The 19,304-nt window shown below is 65.8% G+C and carries 18 protein-coding genes; 16 read left to right on the forward strand and 2 right to left on the reverse strand.

Annotation, left to right across the window (positions count from 1 at the left end; genetic code table 11):
* Positions 1 to 96 precede the first annotated feature (96 nt).
* Positions 97 to 1,002 (forward strand): LysR family transcriptional regulator, encoded by a 906-nt coding sequence (locus QW845_RS00975; protein WP_315799808.1) that lies wholly within the window; start codon positions 97 to 99, stop codon positions 1,000 to 1,002.
* Between the two features lie 137 nt (positions 1,003 to 1,139).
* Here QW845_RS00975 and QW845_RS00980 read toward each other — a convergent pair whose 3' ends face one another.
* On the reverse strand, positions 1,140 to 1,460 hold the full coding sequence (locus tag QW845_RS00980; protein ID WP_315799809.1) for a hypothetical protein: 321 nt from the start codon (positions 1,458 to 1,460) through the stop codon (positions 1,140 to 1,142).
* A 266-nt stretch (positions 1,461 to 1,726) separates the two neighbouring features.
* Between QW845_RS00980 and QW845_RS00985 the strand changes: the two genes are divergently transcribed.
* From QW845_RS00985 to QW845_RS00995, 3 genes are all read left to right on the forward strand, one after another.
* The gene (locus tag QW845_RS00985) at positions 1,727 to 2,386 is read left to right on the forward strand and encodes a hypothetical protein (RefSeq protein ID WP_315799810.1); all 660 of its coding nucleotides are present in this window, start codon (positions 1,727 to 1,729) and stop codon (positions 2,384 to 2,386) included.
* Positions 2,387 to 2,586: 200 nt separating this feature from the next.
* Positions 2,587 to 3,327, forward strand: a complete 741-nt coding sequence (locus QW845_RS00990; protein WP_315799811.1) for a metallophosphoesterase family protein — start codon at positions 2,587 to 2,589, stop codon at positions 3,325 to 3,327.
* A 779-nt stretch (positions 3,328 to 4,106) separates the two neighbouring features.
* The gene (locus tag QW845_RS00995; protein WP_315799812.1) at positions 4,107 to 6,422 is read left to right on the forward strand and encodes an ATP-binding protein; all 2,316 of its coding nucleotides are present in this window, start codon (positions 4,107 to 4,109) and stop codon (positions 6,420 to 6,422) included.
* Between the two features lie 18 nt (positions 6,423 to 6,440).
* Here the strand turns inward: QW845_RS00995 and erpA are convergent, their stop codons facing one another.
* Positions 6,441 to 6,782 carry an iron-sulfur cluster insertion protein ErpA gene (gene erpA / locus QW845_RS01000; protein ID WP_315799813.1) on the reverse strand — a complete coding sequence of 114 codons (342 nt, stop codon included), beginning with the start codon at positions 6,780 to 6,782 and terminating at the stop codon, positions 6,441 to 6,443.
* Positions 6,783 to 6,894: 112 nt separating this feature from the next.
* Here erpA and QW845_RS01005 point away from each other — a divergent pair, with 112 nt between their 5' ends.
* The 12 genes from QW845_RS01005 to surE all read left to right on the forward strand — a co-directional run bounded on the left by QW845_RS01005 (position 6,895) and on the right by surE (position 19,298).
* A complete protein-coding gene (locus QW845_RS01005) occupies positions 6,895 to 8,061 on the forward strand; it encodes a deoxyguanosinetriphosphate triphosphohydrolase (protein ID WP_315799814.1) in 1,167 nt (388 codons plus the stop codon).
* An 8-nt stretch (positions 8,062 to 8,069) separates the two neighbouring features.
* The gene (gene argS, locus QW845_RS01010; RefSeq protein ID WP_315799815.1) at positions 8,070 to 9,866 is read left to right on the forward strand and encodes an arginine--tRNA ligase; all 1,797 of its coding nucleotides are present in this window, start codon (positions 8,070 to 8,072) and stop codon (positions 9,864 to 9,866) included.
* 95 nt (positions 9,867 to 9,961) lie between these two features.
* The gene (locus QW845_RS01015) at positions 9,962 to 11,524 is read left to right on the forward strand and encodes an SPOR domain-containing protein (RefSeq protein WP_315799816.1); all 1,563 of its coding nucleotides are present in this window, start codon (positions 9,962 to 9,964) and stop codon (positions 11,522 to 11,524) included.
* Between the two features lie 42 nt (positions 11,525 to 11,566).
* On the forward strand, positions 11,567 to 12,595 hold the full coding sequence (nagZ, locus tag QW845_RS01020; RefSeq protein WP_315799817.1) for a beta-N-acetylhexosaminidase: 1,029 nt from the start codon (positions 11,567 to 11,569) through the stop codon (positions 12,593 to 12,595).
* Complete coding sequence (locus QW845_RS01025) at positions 12,592 to 13,431, forward strand: ScpA family protein (RefSeq protein ID WP_315751001.1); 840 nt, start codon at positions 12,592 to 12,594, stop codon at positions 13,429 to 13,431. Before nagZ ends, QW845_RS01025 begins: the two co-directional genes overlap by 4 nt.
* A gap of 19 nt (positions 13,432 to 13,450) precedes the next feature.
* Positions 13,451 to 14,548, forward strand: coding sequence for an SMC-Scp complex subunit ScpB (gene scpB / locus QW845_RS01030; protein WP_315799818.1), 1,098 nt, complete (start codon positions 13,451 to 13,453; stop codon positions 14,546 to 14,548).
* 279 nt (positions 14,549 to 14,827) lie between these two features.
* Positions 14,828 to 15,061, forward strand: coding sequence for a twin-arginine translocase TatA/TatE family subunit (locus tag QW845_RS01035; protein ID WP_006614346.1), 234 nt, complete (start codon positions 14,828 to 14,830; stop codon positions 15,059 to 15,061).
* Between the two features lie 112 nt (positions 15,062 to 15,173).
* Positions 15,174 to 15,701 (forward strand): Sec-independent protein translocase protein TatB, encoded by a 528-nt coding sequence (gene tatB, locus QW845_RS01040; RefSeq protein WP_315799819.1) that lies wholly within the window; start codon positions 15,174 to 15,176, stop codon positions 15,699 to 15,701.
* Entirely contained in the window at positions 15,698 to 16,513 is an 816-nt protein-coding gene (gene tatC / locus QW845_RS01045; RefSeq protein WP_315799820.1) for a twin-arginine translocase subunit TatC, read from the forward strand. Before tatB ends, tatC begins: the two co-directional genes overlap by 4 nt.
* A gap of 130 nt (positions 16,514 to 16,643) precedes the next feature.
* A complete protein-coding gene (gene serS / locus QW845_RS01050; RefSeq protein WP_315799821.1) occupies positions 16,644 to 17,972 on the forward strand; it encodes a serine--tRNA ligase in 1,329 nt (442 codons plus the stop codon).
* Positions 17,973 to 18,075: 103 nt separating this feature from the next.
* The gene (locus tag QW845_RS01055; RefSeq protein ID WP_315799822.1) at positions 18,076 to 18,435 is read left to right on the forward strand and encodes a hypothetical protein; all 360 of its coding nucleotides are present in this window, start codon (positions 18,076 to 18,078) and stop codon (positions 18,433 to 18,435) included.
* 95 nt (positions 18,436 to 18,530) lie between these two features.
* Positions 18,531 to 19,298 carry a 5'/3'-nucleotidase SurE gene (gene surE / locus QW845_RS01060; protein ID WP_315799823.1) on the forward strand — a complete coding sequence of 256 codons (768 nt, stop codon included), beginning with the start codon at positions 18,531 to 18,533 and terminating at the stop codon, positions 19,296 to 19,298.
* Positions 19,299 to 19,304 lie beyond the last annotated feature (6 nt).

Below are 19,304 nucleotides of genomic sequence, written 5' to 3' on the forward strand. Positions count from 1 at the left end.
TCTCCCCTCCCTGTGATCTTTTTTGAGAGGCTAGACTAGGCCGCCTCCTGACGTATACGGAATAGCCAGAATAAAACTCATTCCGGGGAGGAATGGATGGACCGGATCGACGCGCTGCAGACCTTCATCCGGGTCATGGAGGCCGGCAGCTTCACCCAGGCTGCGGCTGATCTCGGCCTGGGACAGCCGGCGATCACCAAGCGCATCGCGCTCTTGGAGGAACAGTTCGGCTGTCGGCTATTCGTACGCACCACGCGCAAGCTGCGGCCGACCGCCGAGGCCGACCGCGTGCTCAAGCTCGCCAAGGACATCGTCACCTTGTTCGAGAGCGCCGGCGTGCCATCGCCGAAGCGCGTCGGCGCGCCCTCCGGCACCCTGCGCATGACGGTGCCGACCTCGTTCGGCCGCTTCTTCTTCGCCGACATCTTTGCGGAGTATGGCCGCCGCTATCCCGAGGTGCGGCTCGACATCCGCTTCACCGAGCAGTTCGTCGACCTCGTCGAGACCGGCACCGAGCTCGCCATCCGCATCGGCTTGCTCTCATCGAGCTCGCTGGTCGCGCGCCGCGTCGGCACGGTCAAGCGGCTGCTGGTCGCGGCGCCATCGCTGCTCGCGAGACACCGCCCGCCGCGCCTGCCCAACGATCTGCGCCAGCTGCCCTGCGTGACCTATTCGCGGCTGTCGCCGAAGAACGAATGGAGCTTCGAGTCCGAGACCGGCCGACATGTCGTCGGCATCGCGCCCTCGCTCACCTGCGACGACGCCGACATCATGGCGCTGGCGGCGCTGGAAGGCCTCGGCGCCGCCGTGCTGCCGGACTGGTGCGCGGTGGGCCACATCGCTTCAGGCAAGCTCGTCCACCTGCTGCCGGACTACGATGTGTCGTCGCTGCCGCTGCACGTCGTCTATCCCGACCCGCAATGGATGTCGCATCGCGCGCGATTGTTTCGTGATCTGATCATCGAGCGTGCCGATGTGTTCGCGATCGGTACGTCGCATTGAGGGATGCGTAGGGTGGGTAAAGGCGCGCGACGACGCGACAGCGTCGTGAGCACCGTGCCCACCGTTCTCGCGGCAGGAAGACCGTGGGCACGCGCCGCCTGACGGCGTCGCTTTGCCCACCCTCCGGAGTCCAATGATCATTGATCGCCATGGCCACCGGAGCCGGCATCATCAGCGCCGGAATGGTGACTGCCGCCGTGATCTCCCGATGCTGCATCGGAATGATAGAAGTGCCAGCGACGGGCGTCGATCACCATCGATGTGTACAGGGCTCTCACGGCGCCGTATTCAGGATCCATTGTCGTCATCTGACCGAGCTTCTCGCGGAGGATCTCGATATCTCTCAACCTGGCCCGCTTGTTGAACAGCCAGTAGATGCCGATGCCCAGGACGATCAGCATCATGACCCCGAAGAACGTCACCCATGCGACAGCAGGCCCAGCAAACACTTGCACCATTCTTCCGTCTCCTTGCCTTGCAGATGGACGGTTCCGCCCGGTCTTGCACAGGGTGCCCAAGCACTTCAAATTGGGAGAGGTGCCGGTTGAGCACAGCGCCTCGCAGGCCGCGGTTCGCGTCACGCGTGGCTGCCACTGCGACCAGCGCAAACTCTCATTAACGCTGCTCGTGAACATCACGGGCGCCCTGATTGACGCGCCGGCTCATCTCCCCACAATCTCCGCGCGATTGCGAAAACACTCATATTGCAGGGGGCAGGGGATCGATGAACGAGGCCGCGAAGCCAGGCATTCCGCTGTGGTTCAAGCTTGCCTATAGCGCGTTCTGCGCGGTGCTGGTGCCGACCTATCTGATGGCCTACGGCCCGACCAACTTCCTGTATTTCTGCGACGTCGCGCTGTTGACCACGCTGGCGGCGGTCTGGCTGGAGAGCCCGCTGCTCGCCTCGGCGCCGGCGGTCGGCATCCTCCTGCCGCAGGCGTTGTGGGTCGTCGACTTCCTCGGCACCGCTGCCGGCGTGCCATTGACGGGCATGACGGCCTATATGTTCGACGCCAAGCTGCCGCTGTTCACCCGCAGCCTGTCGTTCTTCCATTTCTGGCTCCCGTTCGTGCTGGCCTGGCTGGTCTGGCGGCTCGGCTATGATCGCCGCGCCTTCGCGGTCTGGACCGTCGCCGCCTGGGCGCTGCTGTCGGTGTGCTACTTCCTGATGCCGCCGCCACCCGCGACCAGCGACCTGCCGGTCAACATCAACTACGTGTTCGGCCTCAGCGATGCCCTGGCGCAGAGCTTCATGCCGGGTCCGGCATGGTTCGCGATGCTGCTGATCGGCCTGCCGCTCGTGATCTTCTATCCGACCCACCGACTGTTGCTGCGCTATGCAGGCCGCGCGCCGGTGTTGACGGTTGTTCCTGCAAGGTTGTGATCCGCGCGTCTCTTTGAGGATCGTCGGCACGCGCCGCCCGCTGGCGTCGCTTCGGACACCGGCCTCTCCGCCGTCATCGCGAGCGAAGCAATCCAGAGTCCCACGCGCGGCCTGGATTGCTTCGCTTCGCTCGCAATGACGAAGATGCTAAGGCTTTGCCTTGAACGGACCGATCGAACCGCGTGACGAAGGAGACGACGATGCGGCTGGCAGTGATTTCCGATGTGCATGGCAATCTGCCGGCGCTGGAGGCGGTGCTCGCGGACATCGAGACACGCGAGGTCGATGCCACCGTCAATCTCGGCGACTGCGTGACCAGCCCGTTGTGGCCGCGCGAGACATTCGACCTGCTGCGGTCGCTGGAGTTGCCGACCGTGCGTGGCAATCATGACCGCTGGATCGAGGAGTTTCCGGAAGAGAAGCTCTCTCCCGCCGGTCGCTTCGCTCGCGCGGCGCTGACCGCCGAGCAGCGCCGGGTGTTGCACGCGCTTCCGCCACGGCTCGCCCTGGAGCAGGGCATCCTCGCCGTCCATGGCACGCCCGACGACGACTGCGCCCTTCTGCTCGAGGAGATGCTCGATGACGGCCGCTACGTCCCGGCGCGCCGCGACGTGCTGGCCTCGCGCCTCGTCAATCTCGGCGGTGCCACGCTCGTGCTGTGCGGCCACAGTCATCGTCAGGCGATGGTGCAGGTGCCGCGCGGACCCCTGGTGGTCAATCCCGGCAGCGTCGGCTGTCCCGTGTTCGGCGACATCCCGATCGCAGCCCAGCTCGAATATCGCTCGCCGCACGCCCGCTACGCCGTGCTGACGGAGCGCCGCGGGCATTGGCAGGCCGAGCTGCTGGCGCTGACCTATGACTGGGATCGCGCGGCGGCGCGCGCCGCCGAAAACGGCTTTCCGCATTGGGCCGGCGCCTACGCCTCGGGCGCGGTTATCTGACAGGTCACGACGACGCGGTGCTTGGCAAGGTACTTGGCGAGGCGCTATGCGATCGGCCATGCCCGTCGGGCAAATCAAGGCCGGTTCATCGCTGTTGTGCGCGATGCAACGGGCGACACCGGCTTTAAATCTGCCTGCGCGCAGAAATTCATTTCTCCAACGCCTTCAAGCTGATTTGCCCTGTCCAGTCCTGCCGGGAACAATTCTCTTGTTTCGCTTTGTCAGAAGTCGTGCTTTCATCCCGCCGTCCCGCCCCGGCACGAGGGGCGTATCGCGATCGTCACGACACGCGGGGTGGGATGCGATGGGCGCTTGGGGCTGCAGCATGGCTGATGCCGTGCGGACGAACAGCCCTGGCGCACGCCGAAATCGCATGGTCCTGGCCTCCCGATGCTGAGGCCAAGCCGGTGGGGACGATGATCCGCCGGCGACGGGGGCAAGACAGCCGGTCCCCGGGGAGAGTGCGTATAAGGCGTAGAGCCGTCGTGCAGGGAATGCCGGTTGACCGGCTGGACCTGTGGTGACTGCCGCCTGCTTTCTTTCTGCAGGCGGGCCATGGGTTGCGGCCAGCACCCGGCATTCCCTGCGCCCTCGACCTGAACGAGGGGGACATGGACGATCATGACTCGGGCACATCGTGCCGCGGGAACGACGAGTTGCATCCAGCCCTGTCAGCGCGCGCATTCGGAGGTTCCGTAATTCTACGGGCGGAACAATTAACGCGGCTGAAGCAGCCGATCAGGCATGGCAAGGGATCACAAGGAAGGTTCTGCGCCCACATGAATTGGCCTGGGGACTCCTCGATCGCGAAGCGTACCGCGGGCGGCAGTCCGCTGGGCGCCTTCTTCCTTTGGATCAGCGGTTTCAACGCCATCGAAGGCCTCGACGACGAAGCGCTGACCGAGCGCGATCGCCGGCGTATCCGGGCACGGCAGGTCGATGCCGTCGCGCGCCTTGTCCCCGTGACCATCGGCATCAATTTCGCGAACGCGGCCATCATTCTCGGCGTGTTCTGGAACACGGTCTCCAATCTCTTCCTGATCGCGTGGGGCACTGCGATCGGCGTGGCTGGCGGCATGGCGCTGCGCGGCTGGTGGCGGGCGCGCAGGTCGCGGCCGCAGGAGGCGTCCGAACGCGCCATCTCCCGGATGACGCTGCAGGCGTTTTTCCTGGCGACCATCTGGGGATCGCTGCCGTTGATCGTGATGCCGCAGGTCGATCCGCATCTGCAGATCATCGTGGGCTCGCTGATGACCGGGATGATCTCCGGTGGCGCATTCGCGATGTCGAGCGTGCCGCGGGCTGGTCTCGCGTACACCTGGACCCTGATGGTCGCCTCGGTGGGCTCGCTGTTTCTTTGCGGCGGCGCGACCTATCTCGTGCTCGTCGTGTTCCTGCTGCTCTACACCTCGTTCATGGTGCGGCACCTGGTGTCGCACGGCAACGTATTCCTGGAGAACCTGAAGGCGCAGATCCGGCACGAGCGCCAGAACGAGACGATCTCGCTGCTGCTGAAGGAATTCCAGGAGAATGCCGCGAGCTGGCTGTGGCAGACCGATGCCGAGGGCCGTCTGATCGACGCGCCGCAGCGCTTCGCCGACGTGGCCCAGCTTCCGCTCGACCAGCTCAAGGGCGAGCGGCTGATCGATACGCTGAAATATCTCTGCCCGACGGATACGGCGACGCTCAAGACGTTCGCCGACCGCATGGCGCAGCGGCTGTCGATCCCCGAGATTCTGATCCATGTCGTGGTCGCGGGCGGCGAGCGCCGCCGCTGGGCGCTGACGGCGCGGCCGGCGCGGGATCATGAGGGCAAGTTCGCAGGCTATCGCGGCTTCGGCCGCGACGTCACCGAGCGCTGGCGCGCCGAGCAGGCGGAAGCCGAAAGCCGTGCCAAGTCCGACTTCCTGGCGATGATGAGCCATGAGATCCGCACCCCGATGAACGGCGTGCTCGGGCTCGCCTCGACCTTGCTGGAGACCAAGCTCGACGACGAGCAGCGTCACGCGGTCATGACGATCCGCGAGTCCGGCGACAACCTGCAGCGCATCCTCAACGACATCCTCGATCTGTCCAAGCTCAACGCCGGCAAGCTCGAATTCGAGACGGTGGATTTTTCGCCGGCGGCGCTGGTCGAGGCGGTCACCGCCATCATGGGCGTCAACGCGAAATCGAAGAGCCTGCTGGTCAATGCGGATATCGATCCGAAGCTGCCGCCGGCGCTCAAGGGCGACGTGGCGCGCATTCGTCAGGTGCTGATCAATCTCGCCTCCAATGCGGTGAAGTTTACCGAGCAGGGAGGCATCACCATCGCCGTGGCCTGCCGCGCGCGCGACGATCAGAAGGCGACCATCGAGTGGCGCGTTTCCGACACCGGCATCGGCATTCCCGCCGATCGGGTCGGCAAGCTGTTCACGGATTTCGCCCAGGCCGATGCCTCGATCAACCGCCGCTTCGGCGGCACCGGGCTCGGTCTGGCGATCTCCCGGCGGATCATCGAGCAGATGGGCGGGGTCATCGCGGTGTCGTCGGTGCAGGGCGAAGGCTCGACCTTCCGCTTCAGCCTGACCTTGCCGTGGAGCGACAAGCAGGTGTCCGATCAGCGCGGCGACCGCGTCGGCGCCGGCGACCTCAAGGCGCGGATCGAGGCGCTCGGTCGTCCCTTGCGCGTGCTGATCGCCGAGGACGACGCCACCAACCGCATGGTGGTGTCGAAGATGCTGCAGGAGTTCCCGGTCGACAAATGCATCGTCCCGGACGGCTTGCAGGCAGTGAAGGCGGCCGACGAACGGGAGTTCGACCTGGTGCTGATGGATGTCCGCATGCCGGAGATGGACGGCATCACCGCGACCCGGGCCATCCGGGCGAAGGGCGGACGGCTTGTCGCGCTGCCGATCATCGCGCTGACCGCGAATGCCTTCCCCGACGATATCAAGCAGTGCCGCGAGGCCGGCATGACCGACTTTCTGGCCAAGCCGTTGCGCAAGCCGGCGATGGTGGCGGCGATGCTGAAGGCGATCGGAACGCCCGCGCCGAACGTCGAGGCGCCGGCGCTTGCGCCGTCCGATGTCCCGGCCGCGACGGCGGAGGCCTGAGCCGATAATGAGGGGGCGCTAGACCGAGAAACTGGTGCCGCAGCCGCAGGAGGCGGTGGCGTTGGGATTATTGACCCGGAACGAGGCGCCCATCAGGTCGTCGACGAAATCGACCTCCGAGCCGGCGAGGAACGGCACGGAGGCCGGATCGACCAGCACCACGGCGTGATCGCGCTCGATCACGAGGTCGTCGTCGGCCTTGGCGCGGTCGATGTCGAACTTGTACTGGAAGCCGGAGCAGCCGCCGCCTTCGACCGAGATGCGCAACATCGCGCCGGCGCTCTCCTTGCCGAGGATCTCTCCGATGCGGCGGGCGGCGCGTTCGCTGATGGTGACGGGGCCGGTCGAGGCATCGGTCATGGCAGGAGGTCTCCGAGGGTCGTGCGTCATGCCCTATTCATTTGGTCCCGGGCACTCCCCATAGTTATGTGGGCTCCGCCGAGGAATCAAATCGCAAAAGGAACAATTGCCCGTGTCGGTCGGAATGGCTGCCCCCCGCGCTCCCTATTCCTGCGATCCCGATCGCAGCCGGGGCCGCCTGTTCGCCGAGCCGCCGTCCCGAACCCGCAGCCCGTTCCGCAGGGATTGCGACCGGGTGATCCATTCGACGGCCTTCCGAAGGCTCAAGCACAAGACCCAGGTGTTCGTCTTCCACGAAGGCGACCATTACCGCACCCGTCTGACCCATTCTTTGGAAGTCGCCCAGATCGCCCGCGCCCTGGCCCGCCAGTTCGGCCTCGACGAGGACCTGACGGAGACGCTGGCCTTGGCGCATGATCTGGGACATCCGCCGTTCGGCCACGCCGGCGAGCGCGCGCTGAACCGCTGCATGGCGGAGCATGGTGGCTTCGACCACAATGCCCAGACATTGCGCATCGTCACCTCGTTCGAGCAGCGCTACCCCGATTTCGATGGCCTCAACCTGACCTGGGAATCGCTCGAAGGCATCGTCAAGCACAACGGGCCGTTGCAGGCGCCGATCCCGCCGGGAATCGCCGAGTTCAATGCCCGGTTTGACCTGGAGCTGTGGAGCTACGCCTCGCTCGAGGCCCAGGTCGCCGCGCTCGCGGACGACATCGCCTATGACGCCCACGACATCGACGACGGGCTGCGGGCCGGCCTGTTCACGGTCGATGACCTCCAGGAGATTCCGCTGCTCGCGGCGATGATCGCCGAGATCGACCGGCAATATCCGGCGCTCGATCCGATCCGGCGCGGCGCCGAGCTGGTGCGCGAGCTGATCTCCTACCTGATCGCAGCTGTAGCGGCCGAAGCCGAGCGCCGGATCACGCGGGCGCAGCCGATGTCGCCGCACGACATCAGGCGGCACAGCGGGCCGCTGGTGGCATTTCCGGCCGATGTCGCTGAGCACGAGGCGACGATCAAGGGGTTTCTCTGGCAGCGGATGTACCGCCATGAGCGGGTGATGCGGGTGATGCGCGACGCCGAGCGCATCGTCGCCGACCTGTATGGCCGCTACCATGAGGACGGTTCGACGCTGCCCGCAGGCTGGCTGGACGGTTGCGACGGCGAGGGCGATCGGGCTCGCCGCATCGGCCATTTTATCGCCGGAATGACGGACCGTTTCGCCTTAACCGAGCACCACCGGCTTTTTGACTCGACTCCGGATTTGCGTTAGGCGGCGGCATGGTCGAACAAGCTTCCACCCCTTACCTTTTTGCCGACATGCTCGCGCGTGTCCACACCATCTGCGCCATCATCGCCAAGCAGGGCGGCTGGCCCGAGGGCATCGATTTCTCGCGCGTGGTGGTCGAGCCGCCGCGCGATCCGAGCCATGGCGACATGGCCACCAATGCCGCGATGGTGCTCGCCAAGGAGGCGAAGGCCAAGCCGCGCGAGCTCGCCGAACAGATTGCCGAGCGCCTGCGCGCCGACGAGCTGGTCGCCAAGGTCGACGTCGCCGGACCGGGCTTCATCAACCTGACCCTGCAGCCGACCGTCTGGGCGCAAGCGCTCGGCACGATCCTGCGCGAAGGCGCTGCCTACGGCCGCGTCGCGCCGGTGCCGGGCGCGCCGAAAGTCAACGTCGAGTACGTCTCGGCCAATCCGACCGGGCCGATGCATGTCGGGCACTGCCGCGGCGCCGTGTTCGGCGATGCGCTATGCAGCCTGCTGCAGTTCGCCGGGCGCGACGTCACGCGCGAGTACTACATCAACGACGCCGGCGCCCAGGTCGACGTACTCGCACGCTCCGCCTTCCTCCGCTATCGCGAGGCGCTCGGCGAGGATATCGGCGCGATTCCGGATGGGCTCTATCCGGGCGACTACCTCAAGCCGGTCGGGCAGGCGCTCGCGACCGAGCACGGCGACAAGCTCAAGTCGCTCGCTGAAACCGAATGGCTGCCGATCGTACGCGACAAGGCGATCACGATGATGATGGCCGAGATCAAGGACGATCTCGCCGCGCTCAACATCCGTCATGACGTGTTCTTCTCGGAGCGCTCGCTGATCGCAGGTAGCACCAACAAGGTTGCCGACACGATCGAGTTCCTGCGCGAGCGGGGCGACGTGTATGAAGGCCGTCTGCCGCCGCCGAAGGGCGCGCCGCCCGAGGACTGGGAGGATCGCGAGCAACTGCTGTTCCGCGCTACCGCCTATGGCGATGACGTCGATCGTCCCCTGATCAAGTCGGACGGCAGCTACACCTATTTCGCCTCCGACATTGCCAATCACCGGCACAAGTTCGAGCGCGGCTTCGCCGACCTGATCGACGTGTTCGGCGCCGATCACGGCGGCTACATCAAGCGCATGCAGGCCGCGGTGAAAGCGGTGACCGCCGGACAGGCGGTGCTCGACGTCAAGGTCGTGCAGCTCGTCAAGCTGTTGCGCAATGGCGAGCCGGTGAAGATGTCGAAGCGCTCCGGCGACTTCGTCACCTTGCGGGAAGTTGTTGATGAAGTGGGGCGCGATGCGGTCCGTTTCATGATGCTCTATCGCAAGAACGACGCCGTGCTCGATTTCGACCTGGCCAAGGTGATCGAGCAGTCGCGCGACAATCCGGTGTTCTACGTCCAGTACGGTCACGCGCGGGGGCATTCGATCTTCCGCAATGCGCGGGAGAGCGTGCCCGAGCTGCCGGAGGAGGAGGGGGCACGGCTGGCGTTCCTCCGCGAGGCCAACCTCGAAAAACTCTCCGACTCGGCCGAACACGACCTCTTGAAACGCCTGGCACTGTACCCACGTACGGTGGAGAGCGCGGCTCTGGCGCATGAGCCGCACCGGATCGCCTTCTACCTGTATGAACTTGCAAGCGAATTTCACGCCCTCTGGACGCGGGGGCGGGATTTGCCCTATTTACGCTTCATTATCGATGATGATGCAGAATTGACCAAGGCACGTTTGGCCATGGTTCAGGGCGTCGTCTCGGTTCTGGCGTCGGGACTTGCGATCTTGGGCGTTAATGCTCCTGATGCAATGCGCTGATTGGGGGAAACACACGACTTCAGTTGGGGGCCTCAATCTGGCAGGGTCCGCCTTAGGACGCATATGCGGCTCACCCGCAGGGACGCTTCATCACGATGGCTGATCGTTACCAGGACAGACCCTTTCCCGCTGATGGTTTTGGCCGTGGTGGAAACCAGCAGGCCGATGCCGATCCGCTCGCCGAACTCGCTCGCCTGATCGGGCAGAACGATCCTTTTGCCGCCTCGGGCCGGGCCACCCCGCAGTCTCAGCCGCGGCCGATGGCGCGCCCCGCGGCGCCCGCGCCAGAACAGCCGGTCCCCGGCATGCCTTCGGCCGGTGCCCCGGCCTGGATGCAGCGAGCTCAGCCTGCCGCCGCCAACCCCTTCGCCGACATGGGCCGCGAGCCGCCGCAGCCGGCGCCCGCACCGCCGGCCTTTCCGGCGGGCTATCAGGATCCGCGCGGCCAGCCAGGCTTCCCTGATCAGGATTTCGCGCCCGCGCCCGCTCCCCGGCAGCAGCAGGGTTATCCGAACGCGGAGTTTGCCGATCAGTTGTCCAAGCTCGACTACAGCGTCGGCGAGTCGCGCCACGGGTTCGCCGAGAATGATCGCGACTACAACCGCGACAATGGCTTCGATGACAACGAGCCGGACTCCTCGCGCTATGACGATGCGCTGTTCGGGCAGATGGGCTCGGGACAGCAGGGGTTTCAGGGCGACAACGATTTCCAGGACAGCCAATACGGCTATCAGGACGGTTACGACGAAGGCGAGGAAGAGGAGCGGCCGCGGCGGCGCAGCGGCATGAGCACCGTGCTCGCGGTGCTGACCCTTGCGGTGGTCGGCACCGGCGGCGCCTACGGCTACAAGACCTACATCTCGTCCGGCCGGACCGGCGAGCCGCCGATCATCCGCGCTGACAACAGTCCGACCAAGATCATGGCCCAGCAGGATCCGACGCCGAAGGTGCCGGATCGGCTGCTCGGCAATGACGGCGGCGAGAAGCTGGTGTCCCGCGAGGAGACGCCGATGGATCTGAACACCCGCGGCGGCAATCCGCGCGTGGTGTTCCCGCAGATGAACCAGAATGCGGCGCCGCCGCCGGTCAGCGCCGGGGCGGCCCCGATGTCGCAGATGGCCAATGCCAATGGCATTTTGCCCAACAGTGATCCGCGTCCGATCAAGACGCTGTCCGTGACGGGAGGCAATCAGGCCGCCGCGGTCGATCCGCCGATGCCTGCGACGCCTGCAACCAAACCGGCGGCGACGCCGAAGGGCCGTAAATCGCCGGCCAACGCCAACGCGTCGGCCGCCAACGACAGCCCGATGCCGCTGACACCGCAGCCGGCCGCGCCGGCGAGCGCGCCGGCCCGGATCGCCGCCGCCGTGCCGGTCACCGAGCAGACCCAGAACGATCGGACCGGCGGTTATCTGGTCTCGATCTCGTCGCAGGCCAGCGAGGCCGAGGCGATGACATCGTACAAGGCGGTGCAGGACAAGTACGGCGCCGTGCTGGGCAAATACGAGCCGATCATCAAGCGGATGGATCTGGGTGAGAAGGGTGGCGTCAGGTACCGCGCGGCCGTTGGGCCCTTCGCGACGAAGGAAGAGGCCAACAAGATGTGCGGATCGTTGAAAACTGCCGGCGGACAGTGTTTCCCGTTTAGCAACAATTAAGGCTCGCTTGACCGCCTCCGAGGCGGGGTCTATGCGGCCCGCATGACCATGCGGGCTTTCATTACCGGCATCTCCGGACCTGATCTCAGCGACGCCGAGCGCGCGTTCATCCGCGAGTTCAGGCCCTGGGGCTTCATCCTGTTCAAGCGCAACGTCCAGTCACCCGCCCAAGTGACTGAACTGGTTGAGGAATTAAGGGCCTGCGTCGGCCGCGCCGACGCTCCCGTTCTGATCGACCAAGAGGGTGGCCGGGTGCAGCGCCTGGGGCCGCCGCATTGGCCGGCCTATCCCGCCGGCGTGGTGTTCGACCGTCTCTACGACCTTGATTCGGCCGCAGGCCTCCGTGCCGCCTGGCTCAGCGCCCGCCTGATCGCCGATGACCTGATCGCGCTCGGCATCACCGTGGATTGCCTGCCGCTCGCCGACGTCCCCGTCGCTGGCGCCGATGCCGTGATCGGGGATCGGGCCTATGGCACGACGCCGGAAAAGGTGGCGGCGATCGCCCGGGCGGTGACGGAGGGGCTGGAGCGGGGCGGCGTGCTGCCGGTGCTCAAGCACATTCCGGGACATGGCCGGGCCACCGCCGACACCCATTTCCGGCTGCCGACCGTGGACGCGCCGGAAGCGGAACTCGATGCAACCGATTTCGCCGCCTTCCGGCCGCTGGCCGACCTCCCGATGGCGATGACTGCACATGTTGTGTTTAGCGCGATCGACGCCGCCCATCCGGCCACGACTTCTGCGACAATGATCGAACGGGTGATTCGCAAACGGATCGGGTTCCAGGGTTTGTTGATGAGTGATGACGTTTCCATGAACGCATTGGCCGGATCGATCGCCGAGCGCACGCGTGCGATCGTGGCGGCCGGCTGCGACATGGTTCTGCATTGCAACGGCAAGCTCGACGAGATGCAGGCCGTGGCCGCCGAGACGCCGGAGCTGGCCGGCCAAGCCCTGATCCGCGCCGATCGTGCACTTGCGGCGCGCAAGGCGCCCACGGGCTTCGATCGTGACGCCGCGCGCGGCGAGCTCGACGCCCTGATCAACCGGCTGGGACCCGCGAGCGCATGACCGCTGAAATTCTGTCGTTTGAAACCGGCCGTCCCACGACGGAGCTGGCCGAGGCCGAGCCGGCGTTGGTCGTCGACGTCGAGGGCTACGAGGGCCCGCTCGATCTGCTGCTCGCGCTGGCGCGGCAGCAGAAGGTCGACCTCGCCAAGATCTCGATCCTGGCGCTCGCCGACCAATATCTTCAGTTCATCGAGGCCGCCCGCAAGATCCGGCTGGAGCTCGCCGCCGACTATCTCGTGATGGCGGCCTGGCTCGCCTTTCTGAAGTCGCGCCTGCTGCTGCCCGAGCCGCCGGCGCAGGAAGGTCCGAGCGCCGAGGAGATGGCCACAGCACTTGCCAACCGGCTGCGCCGGCTGGAGGCGATCCGCGAGGCCGCCAATCGCCTGATGAACCGGCCGCAGTTCCAGCGTGACGTGTTCCCGCGCGGCAACCCGGAGGCCATCGCGGAGGTCCGTCGTCCCAAATTCACCGCGACCCTGTTCGACCTGCTGTCGGCCTATGCCATCCAGCGGCAGTCGCGCGTCGTCACGTCCGTTCATATGGCCAAGCGCACCGTCTGGTCGCTCGCCGAGGCGCGCGCGTCGCTCGAACGGCTCGTCGGCATGACGGAGGTGTCGGACGACTGGGGATGTCTCGACGACTACCTGCTGGACTACGTCGTCGAGCCTGCACAGAAGGCCACCGTCTTCGCATCGAGCTTTGCGGCCGTCCTCGAACTGGTCCGCGAAGGCAAGCTCGAGCTGAACCAGAAGCAGGCGTTCGCGCCGCTGTATTTTCGTAAGCGTCCACCGATCCAGCCCGGCGCCATGGCTGCGCCGGACTTGACGGTTGAGTAACGAACAAGGAGACCCTGCCATGGCAAGCTTGGCGGAACTGCGCATGGAAGAGCCCGACGAGATCGCGATCGAGCCCGCGGCGCGCCCCGAAGAGTTGCGCATCCTCGAGGCTCTCCTGTTTGCCTCGGCCGAGCCGCTCGAGCAGGCCGCGCTCGCCAAGCGTATGCCTGAAGGTGTCGACATCAAGGCCGCACTGGCGCAGCTGCAGGCGGAGTACGCCAATCGCGGCGTCAATCTCGTGCGCGTTGCCAACAAATGGACCTTCCGCACCGCCGGCGATCTCGCCTGGCTGATGACGCGCGAGAGCACCGAGACGCGCAAGCTGTCGCGTGCGGCGATCGAGGTGCTGGCCATTGTCGCCTATCATCAACCGGTGACGCGCGCCGAGATCGAAGAGATCCGCGGCGTCGTCACCTCCAAGGGAACGCTGGACGTTCTGCTGGAGACCGGCTGGATCAAGCCGCGCGGGCGCCGCAAGACCCCAGGCCGTCCGCTGACCTTCGGCACCACCGATGCGTTCCTGGCCCAGTTCAGCCTGGAGACCCTGGGCGATCTGCCAGGCCTGGAAGAGCTGAAGGGCACGGGCCTGCTGGATTCCCGTCTGCCGACCGGCTTCACCGTCCCGACGCCATCGGACGATCCGACGCTCCGGGAGGACGAGGAGCCGCTGGATCCGGGCGATCTCGATCTGGCGCTTGCGCCGGCGGTCGAGGCCGAACCTGGCGACGCTGAGGCGGCAGAGGCCGAAACGGCGGAGATGGAAACAGTCGCAGCCGAGACGGCGGCGGCCGAGGCTGCCGAGGGCGAGATGGGAACCGCCGAGACCGCGGTTCAGGACGACGCCTCGTCGCAGGTCGCCGTTGGCGATCTGGAACTGCCCGGCACCGATGCGGAAACCGACACGACGGAGGTGGACTTCGCCGTCGAGGAGACCGAGCTCGAGCAGGAGGACGAGGCCGTGACCGAGCTCGTCGAAACTTCTGCCGAGGCTCAGGCTCAGGTGGAGGACGAGGCAGAAGCAGAGGCCGAGATCGACGCGGCAGACCATGAGATCGACGCAGCCGATGGCGAGCACGACCGCGATACCGACGAGGACGGCTCGCCGCACCAAAACTAGTGGTCGGAGCTGTTAACACTCGCGTTATTACGTAGGTCCCGCCGCGAATTGTCGGACCTTAAGTGCTTGTTTTTGGAGGCGTTGGCGCCTACCTTCCGCCCAGATCGGGCTGTCCGCGCGCTATTTTCGGCCGGTGCTAGGCCGCGTTCGTGTTGCTGTTTCGCAATCGAATGCTAGAAGCGAAGTGTCGCGGTCAAGTCCATGGATATGACGCGGTTTCGGCGGTAGCGTCGACGGGCAGTCGGGTGAAGGCTGCGCCGGTGTTTGGAGGGTTGCAGGATGGGTTCGCTTAGCATTTGGCACTGGATCGTCGTGATCGCGGTCGTCCTGCTGTTGTTCGGGCGCGGCAAGATTTCCGATCTGATGGGCGACGTCGCGCAGGGCATCAAGGCGTTCAAGAAGGGCATGCAGGACGACGACAAGGCGCCGGAGAAGACCGAGCCCGTCAAGTCGATCGATCATGGCGCCACGCCTTCGGCCACCCGCACGGATGTCGGCAGCAAAGCCGTTTGATCTGCGCGTGAAAGGCGCGGGCGGCGCGCCCCCGCAGGGACGGCACCGGGACCTGTTCAGGCAGGCCCGGGCAGGCGGGATCAGAGGCGTCGTCGCGTAGGCGGATTGTTTCATGTTCGATATCGGCTGGAGTGAGCTGCTCGTCATTGGGGTCGTCGCGTTGATCGCGATCGGTCCCAAGGAGCTTCCGGGCGTCCTGCGCATGGTCGGGCAATGGATCGGCAAGGCGCGCCGGATGGCCTCGGAGTTCCAGGGCCAGTTCCAGGAGGCGATGCGCGAAGCGGAAATGGCCGACCTCAAGAAGAGTTTCGACGAGGTCCGTGAGGCCGCCAGCGGTTTCACCCCGACCGGCGTGATCTCCTCGTTGCAGCGCGACGTCGACAAGGCTCTCGATATCGAGGGGATCGACAAGCCTACTGAGCCGGCGCCCGCACCGGACGCGGCCGCTGCTTCGTCCGAGCCTCCTTTGATGACCCCGACGACCCCCGAACCGCCACAGGCCGAGACCTTCGTGGAGGCTGAAGCTCATCAACCGGTGGGCGAGCCGCTGGCGATCGTACGTGAAATCAAGCCCGAGCCGCAGCCCGAAATGTCTGCGTCAGCAGAAGCTGAACGCCTGAAGGACGCCAAAGCGTCATGACCGTCGAAGATATCGAGGCCAGCAAGGCCCCGTTGATGGACCACCTGATCGAGCTGCGGTCGCGGCTGATCAAGGCGCTGCTCGGCTTCGGCGTGGCCTTCATCTTCTGCTTCTTCTTCGCCAAGCAGATCTACAACATCCTAGTGCTGCCGTTCGTCTGGGTGGCAGGTGCCGAGAACAGCAAGTTCATCTACACCCAGCTGCTCGAATATTTCATCACGCAGCTCAAGCTGGCGATGTTCGGCGCCGGCTTCATCTCCTTTCCGATCATTGCGACGCAGATCTACAAGTTCGTGGCGCCCGGCCTCTACCGCCACGAGCGCAATGCTTTCCTCCCTTACCTGATAGCGACCCCCGTCTTCTTCGTGCTCGGCGCCATGCTGGTCTATTTTGCGGTGTGGCCGATGATCGTGCGCTTCTCACTCGGCATGCAGCAGCTCGGCGGCCCCGAGACGGCGCAAATCGCGTTGATGCCAAAGGTCGGCGAATATCTGTCGCTGATGATGTCGCTGATCTTCGCCTTCGGCATCGCATTCCAGCTCCCGGTCATCCTGACCCTGCTTGGGAGGATCGGCATCGTCACCTCGCAGATGCTGAAGGAGAAGCGGCGCTATTTCATCGTGATCGCCTTCATCATCGCGGCCGTCCTGACGCCGCCCGACGTGCTCAGCCAGGCCTCGCTGGCATTGCCGCTGCTGGCCCTCTACGAGGGCGCGATCATCGCGGTCGGCATCGTCGAGAAGCAGGCGGCTGCGGCCAAGGCGGGCTCTTCGTCGGGCTCCGGCAACTTGCCGACCACACCAGCGGACTAGGGCAGGCCCGCAAGCCCGGGCTCCATCCCGGGCGTTGCCTGTTCCCATCCGCCGCCTTTCGCGGTAGTGCAGGCCGGCCCGTGATCCACGGCGACTCGCCGACATCTTTCGTTCCCAGGACCGAACGACCATGCACGACATCAGATCGATCCGTGACAACCCGCAAGGTTTCGATGCGGCGCTGACGCGCCGGGGTCTGTCGCCCCAGTCGTCGCAACTGCTGGGCATCGACGAGCGGCGTCGCGCGGCGATCCTGGCGTCCGAGCAGGCGCAGGCCCGGCGCAACGCCGCTTCCAAGGAAATCGGCGAGGCCAAGAAGGCCAAGGACGAGGCGCGTGCGAGCGCGTTGATGGAGGAGGTCGCGAGGCTCAAGACCACGATGCCGGAGCTTGAGGCCGCAGCGAAGCAGGCCGACCAGGAGCTGGCGCGCGAGCTGTCAGCGATTCCGAATCTGCCGCTCGACGAAGTGCCCGACGGCAAGGACGAGCACGACAATGTCGAGCGCCATGTGTTCGGCGCCAGGCGCAACTACGCGTTCGCGCCCAAGCCGCATGACGACATTGGTTCACCGCTCGGCATGGACTTCGAGGCGGCCGCAAAACTGTCGGGCGCGCGGTTCGTCGTCCTGAAGAAGGGACTGGCGCGGCTGGAGCGCGCGCTTGGGCAATTCATGCTCGACCTGCACACGACCGAGCACGGCTACACCGAGATCAACCCGCCGCTGCTGGTGCGTAACGACGTCATGTTCGGCACGGGACAATTGCCGAAGTTCGAGGACGACCAGTTCTGGGCCGTGAAGGGCGAGCTGATTGCGGAGCCGGATGATCGCCTCAAGACCGAGCGGCTCGGACTCATTCCAACTGCTGAGGTTGCCCTGACCAACCTCGTGCGCGAGTCCATCGTCGACGAGAAGGAGCTGCCGATGCGGCTCACGGCGCTGACGCCGTGCTTCCGCGCCGAGGCAGGCGCGGCCGGCCGCGACACCCGCGGCATGATCCGTCAGCATCAGTTCACCAAGGTCGAGCTGGTCTCGATCACGACGCCGGAAGCCAGCAAGGACGAGCATGAGCGCATGCTGGCCTGCGCCGAGGAGGTGCTGCGCCGGCTCGATCTGCACTATCGCGTCATCACGCTGTGCACCGGCGACATGGGCTTCTCCTCGCAGAAGACCTACGACATCGAGGTCTGGATGCCGGGGCAAGGCGATGGCGGCGCCTTCCGCGAGATCTCCAGCTGTTCGGTGTGCGGCGACTTCCAGGCGCGCCGCATGGATGCACGCTATCGCGGAAGTGACGGCAAGCCGCGCTTCGTGCACACGTTGAACGGCTCGGGCACGGCTGTCGGCCGTGCGCTGATCGCGGTCATGGAGACCTATCAGCAGGCCGACGGCTCGATCGCGGTCCCCGACGTGCTGCAGCCCTATATGGGCGGCCTCAAGGTGGTGGCCGCCGAGCCATAGCGCCGCGGCAAATTGCATCCGCCCCGGTCGCCGCCATTGCGTGGCGGCCGGCGGGTCGTATCCTCCGGTTCTGTTCAGCAATTGCTTTTCAGAAACCGGCAACATGGTCCTGCATCGGGATATTTTCTGGATCGGGCGGCAATGGGCCGTCACCGGCTCCGGCATCCAGGCGGTCGATCAGCGCCTGAAGGGAGCGTTCGACGTCGATCGCTCGAGGGTCTGGGACGAGGGTCTGCACGACTCGCTGCGCGATCAGCCCTGGTTCAACCCGGTCGACTTCGAGAAGGCGTTGAGTGTCGCGCGGGCCCGGTTTGCAGCAGTGCCGCCGACCGAGCCTTCAGCAGTGCCGGCGCCTCCTGCTCAGCAGGCAGCCGGCGTATCCGGCACGTCCAGCCTACCGTTGAGGCTGGGCATACGAGGGCAGCTCGCCAGGTTCCTGCCGCAGTGGCGGATCCGGCATTGACCGGGTGATGCCGGCGAGCGCTCGGGTTTGCCTCGCTGCTGCACAGCAGATAAGACACCCCCGAACGATGCTTTCGAAGAGACGGAAGGTTGGCCATGCGGATTCTCTGCACCAATGACGACGGGATCCATGCGCCGGGTCTCAAGGTGATCGAGGAGATCGCACGGGCCCTGTCCGACGACGTCTGGATCGTGGCGCCCGAGCTCGACCAGAGCGGCGTGTCGCATTCGCTCTCGCTCAATGATCCGTTGCGGCTGCGCGAGGTCGGCCCGCGCCACTTTGCCGTGCGCGGCACGCCGACCGACTGCGTCATCATGGGGGCCCGGCATATCCTGGGGGCGAAGCTGCCCGACGTGGTGCTGTCCGGCGTCAACAAGGGCCGCAACGTTGCCGAGGACGTGGTCTATTCGGGCACCATCGCCGGCGCGCTCGAAGGCACCATTCTCGGCTTGCCGTCGTTCGCCCTGTCGCAGGAATTCAGCATCGCCACTCGCGACAAGCCGTCCTGGGACACCGCGCTCAAATTCGGCCCGCAGATCGTGCGCAAGGTGCTCGAAGCCGGCGTGCCGAGGAATACAGTGATCAACGTCAACTTCCCCGCCTGTGCACCGGAAGAGGTCAGGGGCGTCGTGGTCACCCGCCAGGGCAAGCGCAATCTCGGCTTCTTGAAGGTCGATGAGCGGCGCGACGGCCGCGGCAACCCCTATTTCTGGATCGGCTTCGACCGGGCAGCTTCGCTCGATTTGCCCGACGAGGGGACGGACCTCGCAGCTCTCGCGGCGCACTACGTGTCAGTGACTCCGCTTCGCCTGGATCGCACGGACGAGGCGTTCTCCGGCAAGCTCAGCGACATTCTCGGCTGAAGCGCC

The organism is Bradyrhizobium sp. SZCCHNS3002 (genome assembly GCF_032377435.1).
In the GTDB taxonomy this organism is placed as follows: domain Bacteria; phylum Pseudomonadota; class Alphaproteobacteria; order Rhizobiales; family Xanthobacteraceae; genus Bradyrhizobium.

What these genes read in the sequence shown, in the direction of transcription:
- QW845_RS00975 (WP_315799808.1), top strand. Translation starts at nt 97, where the DNA reads ATGGACCGGATCGACGCGCTGCAGACCTTCATCCGGGTCATGGAGGCC.
- QW845_RS01055 (WP_315799822.1), top strand. Translation starts at nt 18,076, where the DNA reads ATGGTCCTGCATCGGGATATTTTCTGGATCGGGCGGCAATGGGCCGTC.
- QW845_RS01015 (WP_315799816.1), top strand. Translation starts at nt 9,962, where the DNA reads ATGGCTGATCGTTACCAGGACAGACCCTTTCCCGCTGATGGTTTTGGC.
- scpB (WP_315799818.1), top strand. Translation starts at nt 13,451, where the DNA reads ATGGCAAGCTTGGCGGAACTGCGCATGGAAGAGCCCGACGAGATCGCG.
- nagZ (WP_315799817.1), top strand. Translation starts at nt 11,567, where the DNA reads ATGACCATGCGGGCTTTCATTACCGGCATCTCCGGACCTGATCTCAGC.
- tatC (WP_315799820.1), top strand. Translation starts at nt 15,698, where the DNA reads ATGACCGTCGAAGATATCGAGGCCAGCAAGGCCCCGTTGATGGACCAC.
- erpA (WP_315799813.1), bottom strand. Translation starts at nt 6,782, where the DNA reads ATGACCGATGCCTCGACCGGCCCCGTCACCATCAGCGAACGCGCCGCC.
- QW845_RS00985 (WP_315799810.1), top strand. Translation starts at nt 1,727, where the DNA reads ATGAACGAGGCCGCGAAGCCAGGCATTCCGCTGTGGTTCAAGCTTGCC.
- QW845_RS01025 (WP_315751001.1), top strand. Translation starts at nt 12,592, where the DNA reads ATGACCGCTGAAATTCTGTCGTTTGAAACCGGCCGTCCCACGACGGAG.
- QW845_RS01035 (WP_006614346.1), top strand. Translation starts at nt 14,828, where the DNA reads ATGGGTTCGCTTAGCATTTGGCACTGGATCGTCGTGATCGCGGTCGTC.
- QW845_RS00995 (WP_315799812.1), top strand. Translation starts at nt 4,107, where the DNA reads ATGAATTGGCCTGGGGACTCCTCGATCGCGAAGCGTACCGCGGGCGGC.
- tatB (WP_315799819.1), top strand. Translation starts at nt 15,174, where the DNA reads ATGTTCGATATCGGCTGGAGTGAGCTGCTCGTCATTGGGGTCGTCGCG.
- QW845_RS00980 (WP_315799809.1), bottom strand. Translation starts at nt 1,460, where the DNA reads ATGGTGCAAGTGTTTGCTGGGCCTGCTGTCGCATGGGTGACGTTCTTC.
- serS (WP_315799821.1), top strand. Translation starts at nt 16,644, where the DNA reads ATGCACGACATCAGATCGATCCGTGACAACCCGCAAGGTTTCGATGCG.
- argS (WP_315799815.1), top strand. Translation starts at nt 8,070, where the DNA reads ATGGTCGAACAAGCTTCCACCCCTTACCTTTTTGCCGACATGCTCGCG.
- surE (WP_315799823.1), top strand. Translation starts at nt 18,531, where the DNA reads ATGCGGATTCTCTGCACCAATGACGACGGGATCCATGCGCCGGGTCTC.
- QW845_RS00990 (WP_315799811.1), top strand. Translation starts at nt 2,587, where the DNA reads ATGCGGCTGGCAGTGATTTCCGATGTGCATGGCAATCTGCCGGCGCTG.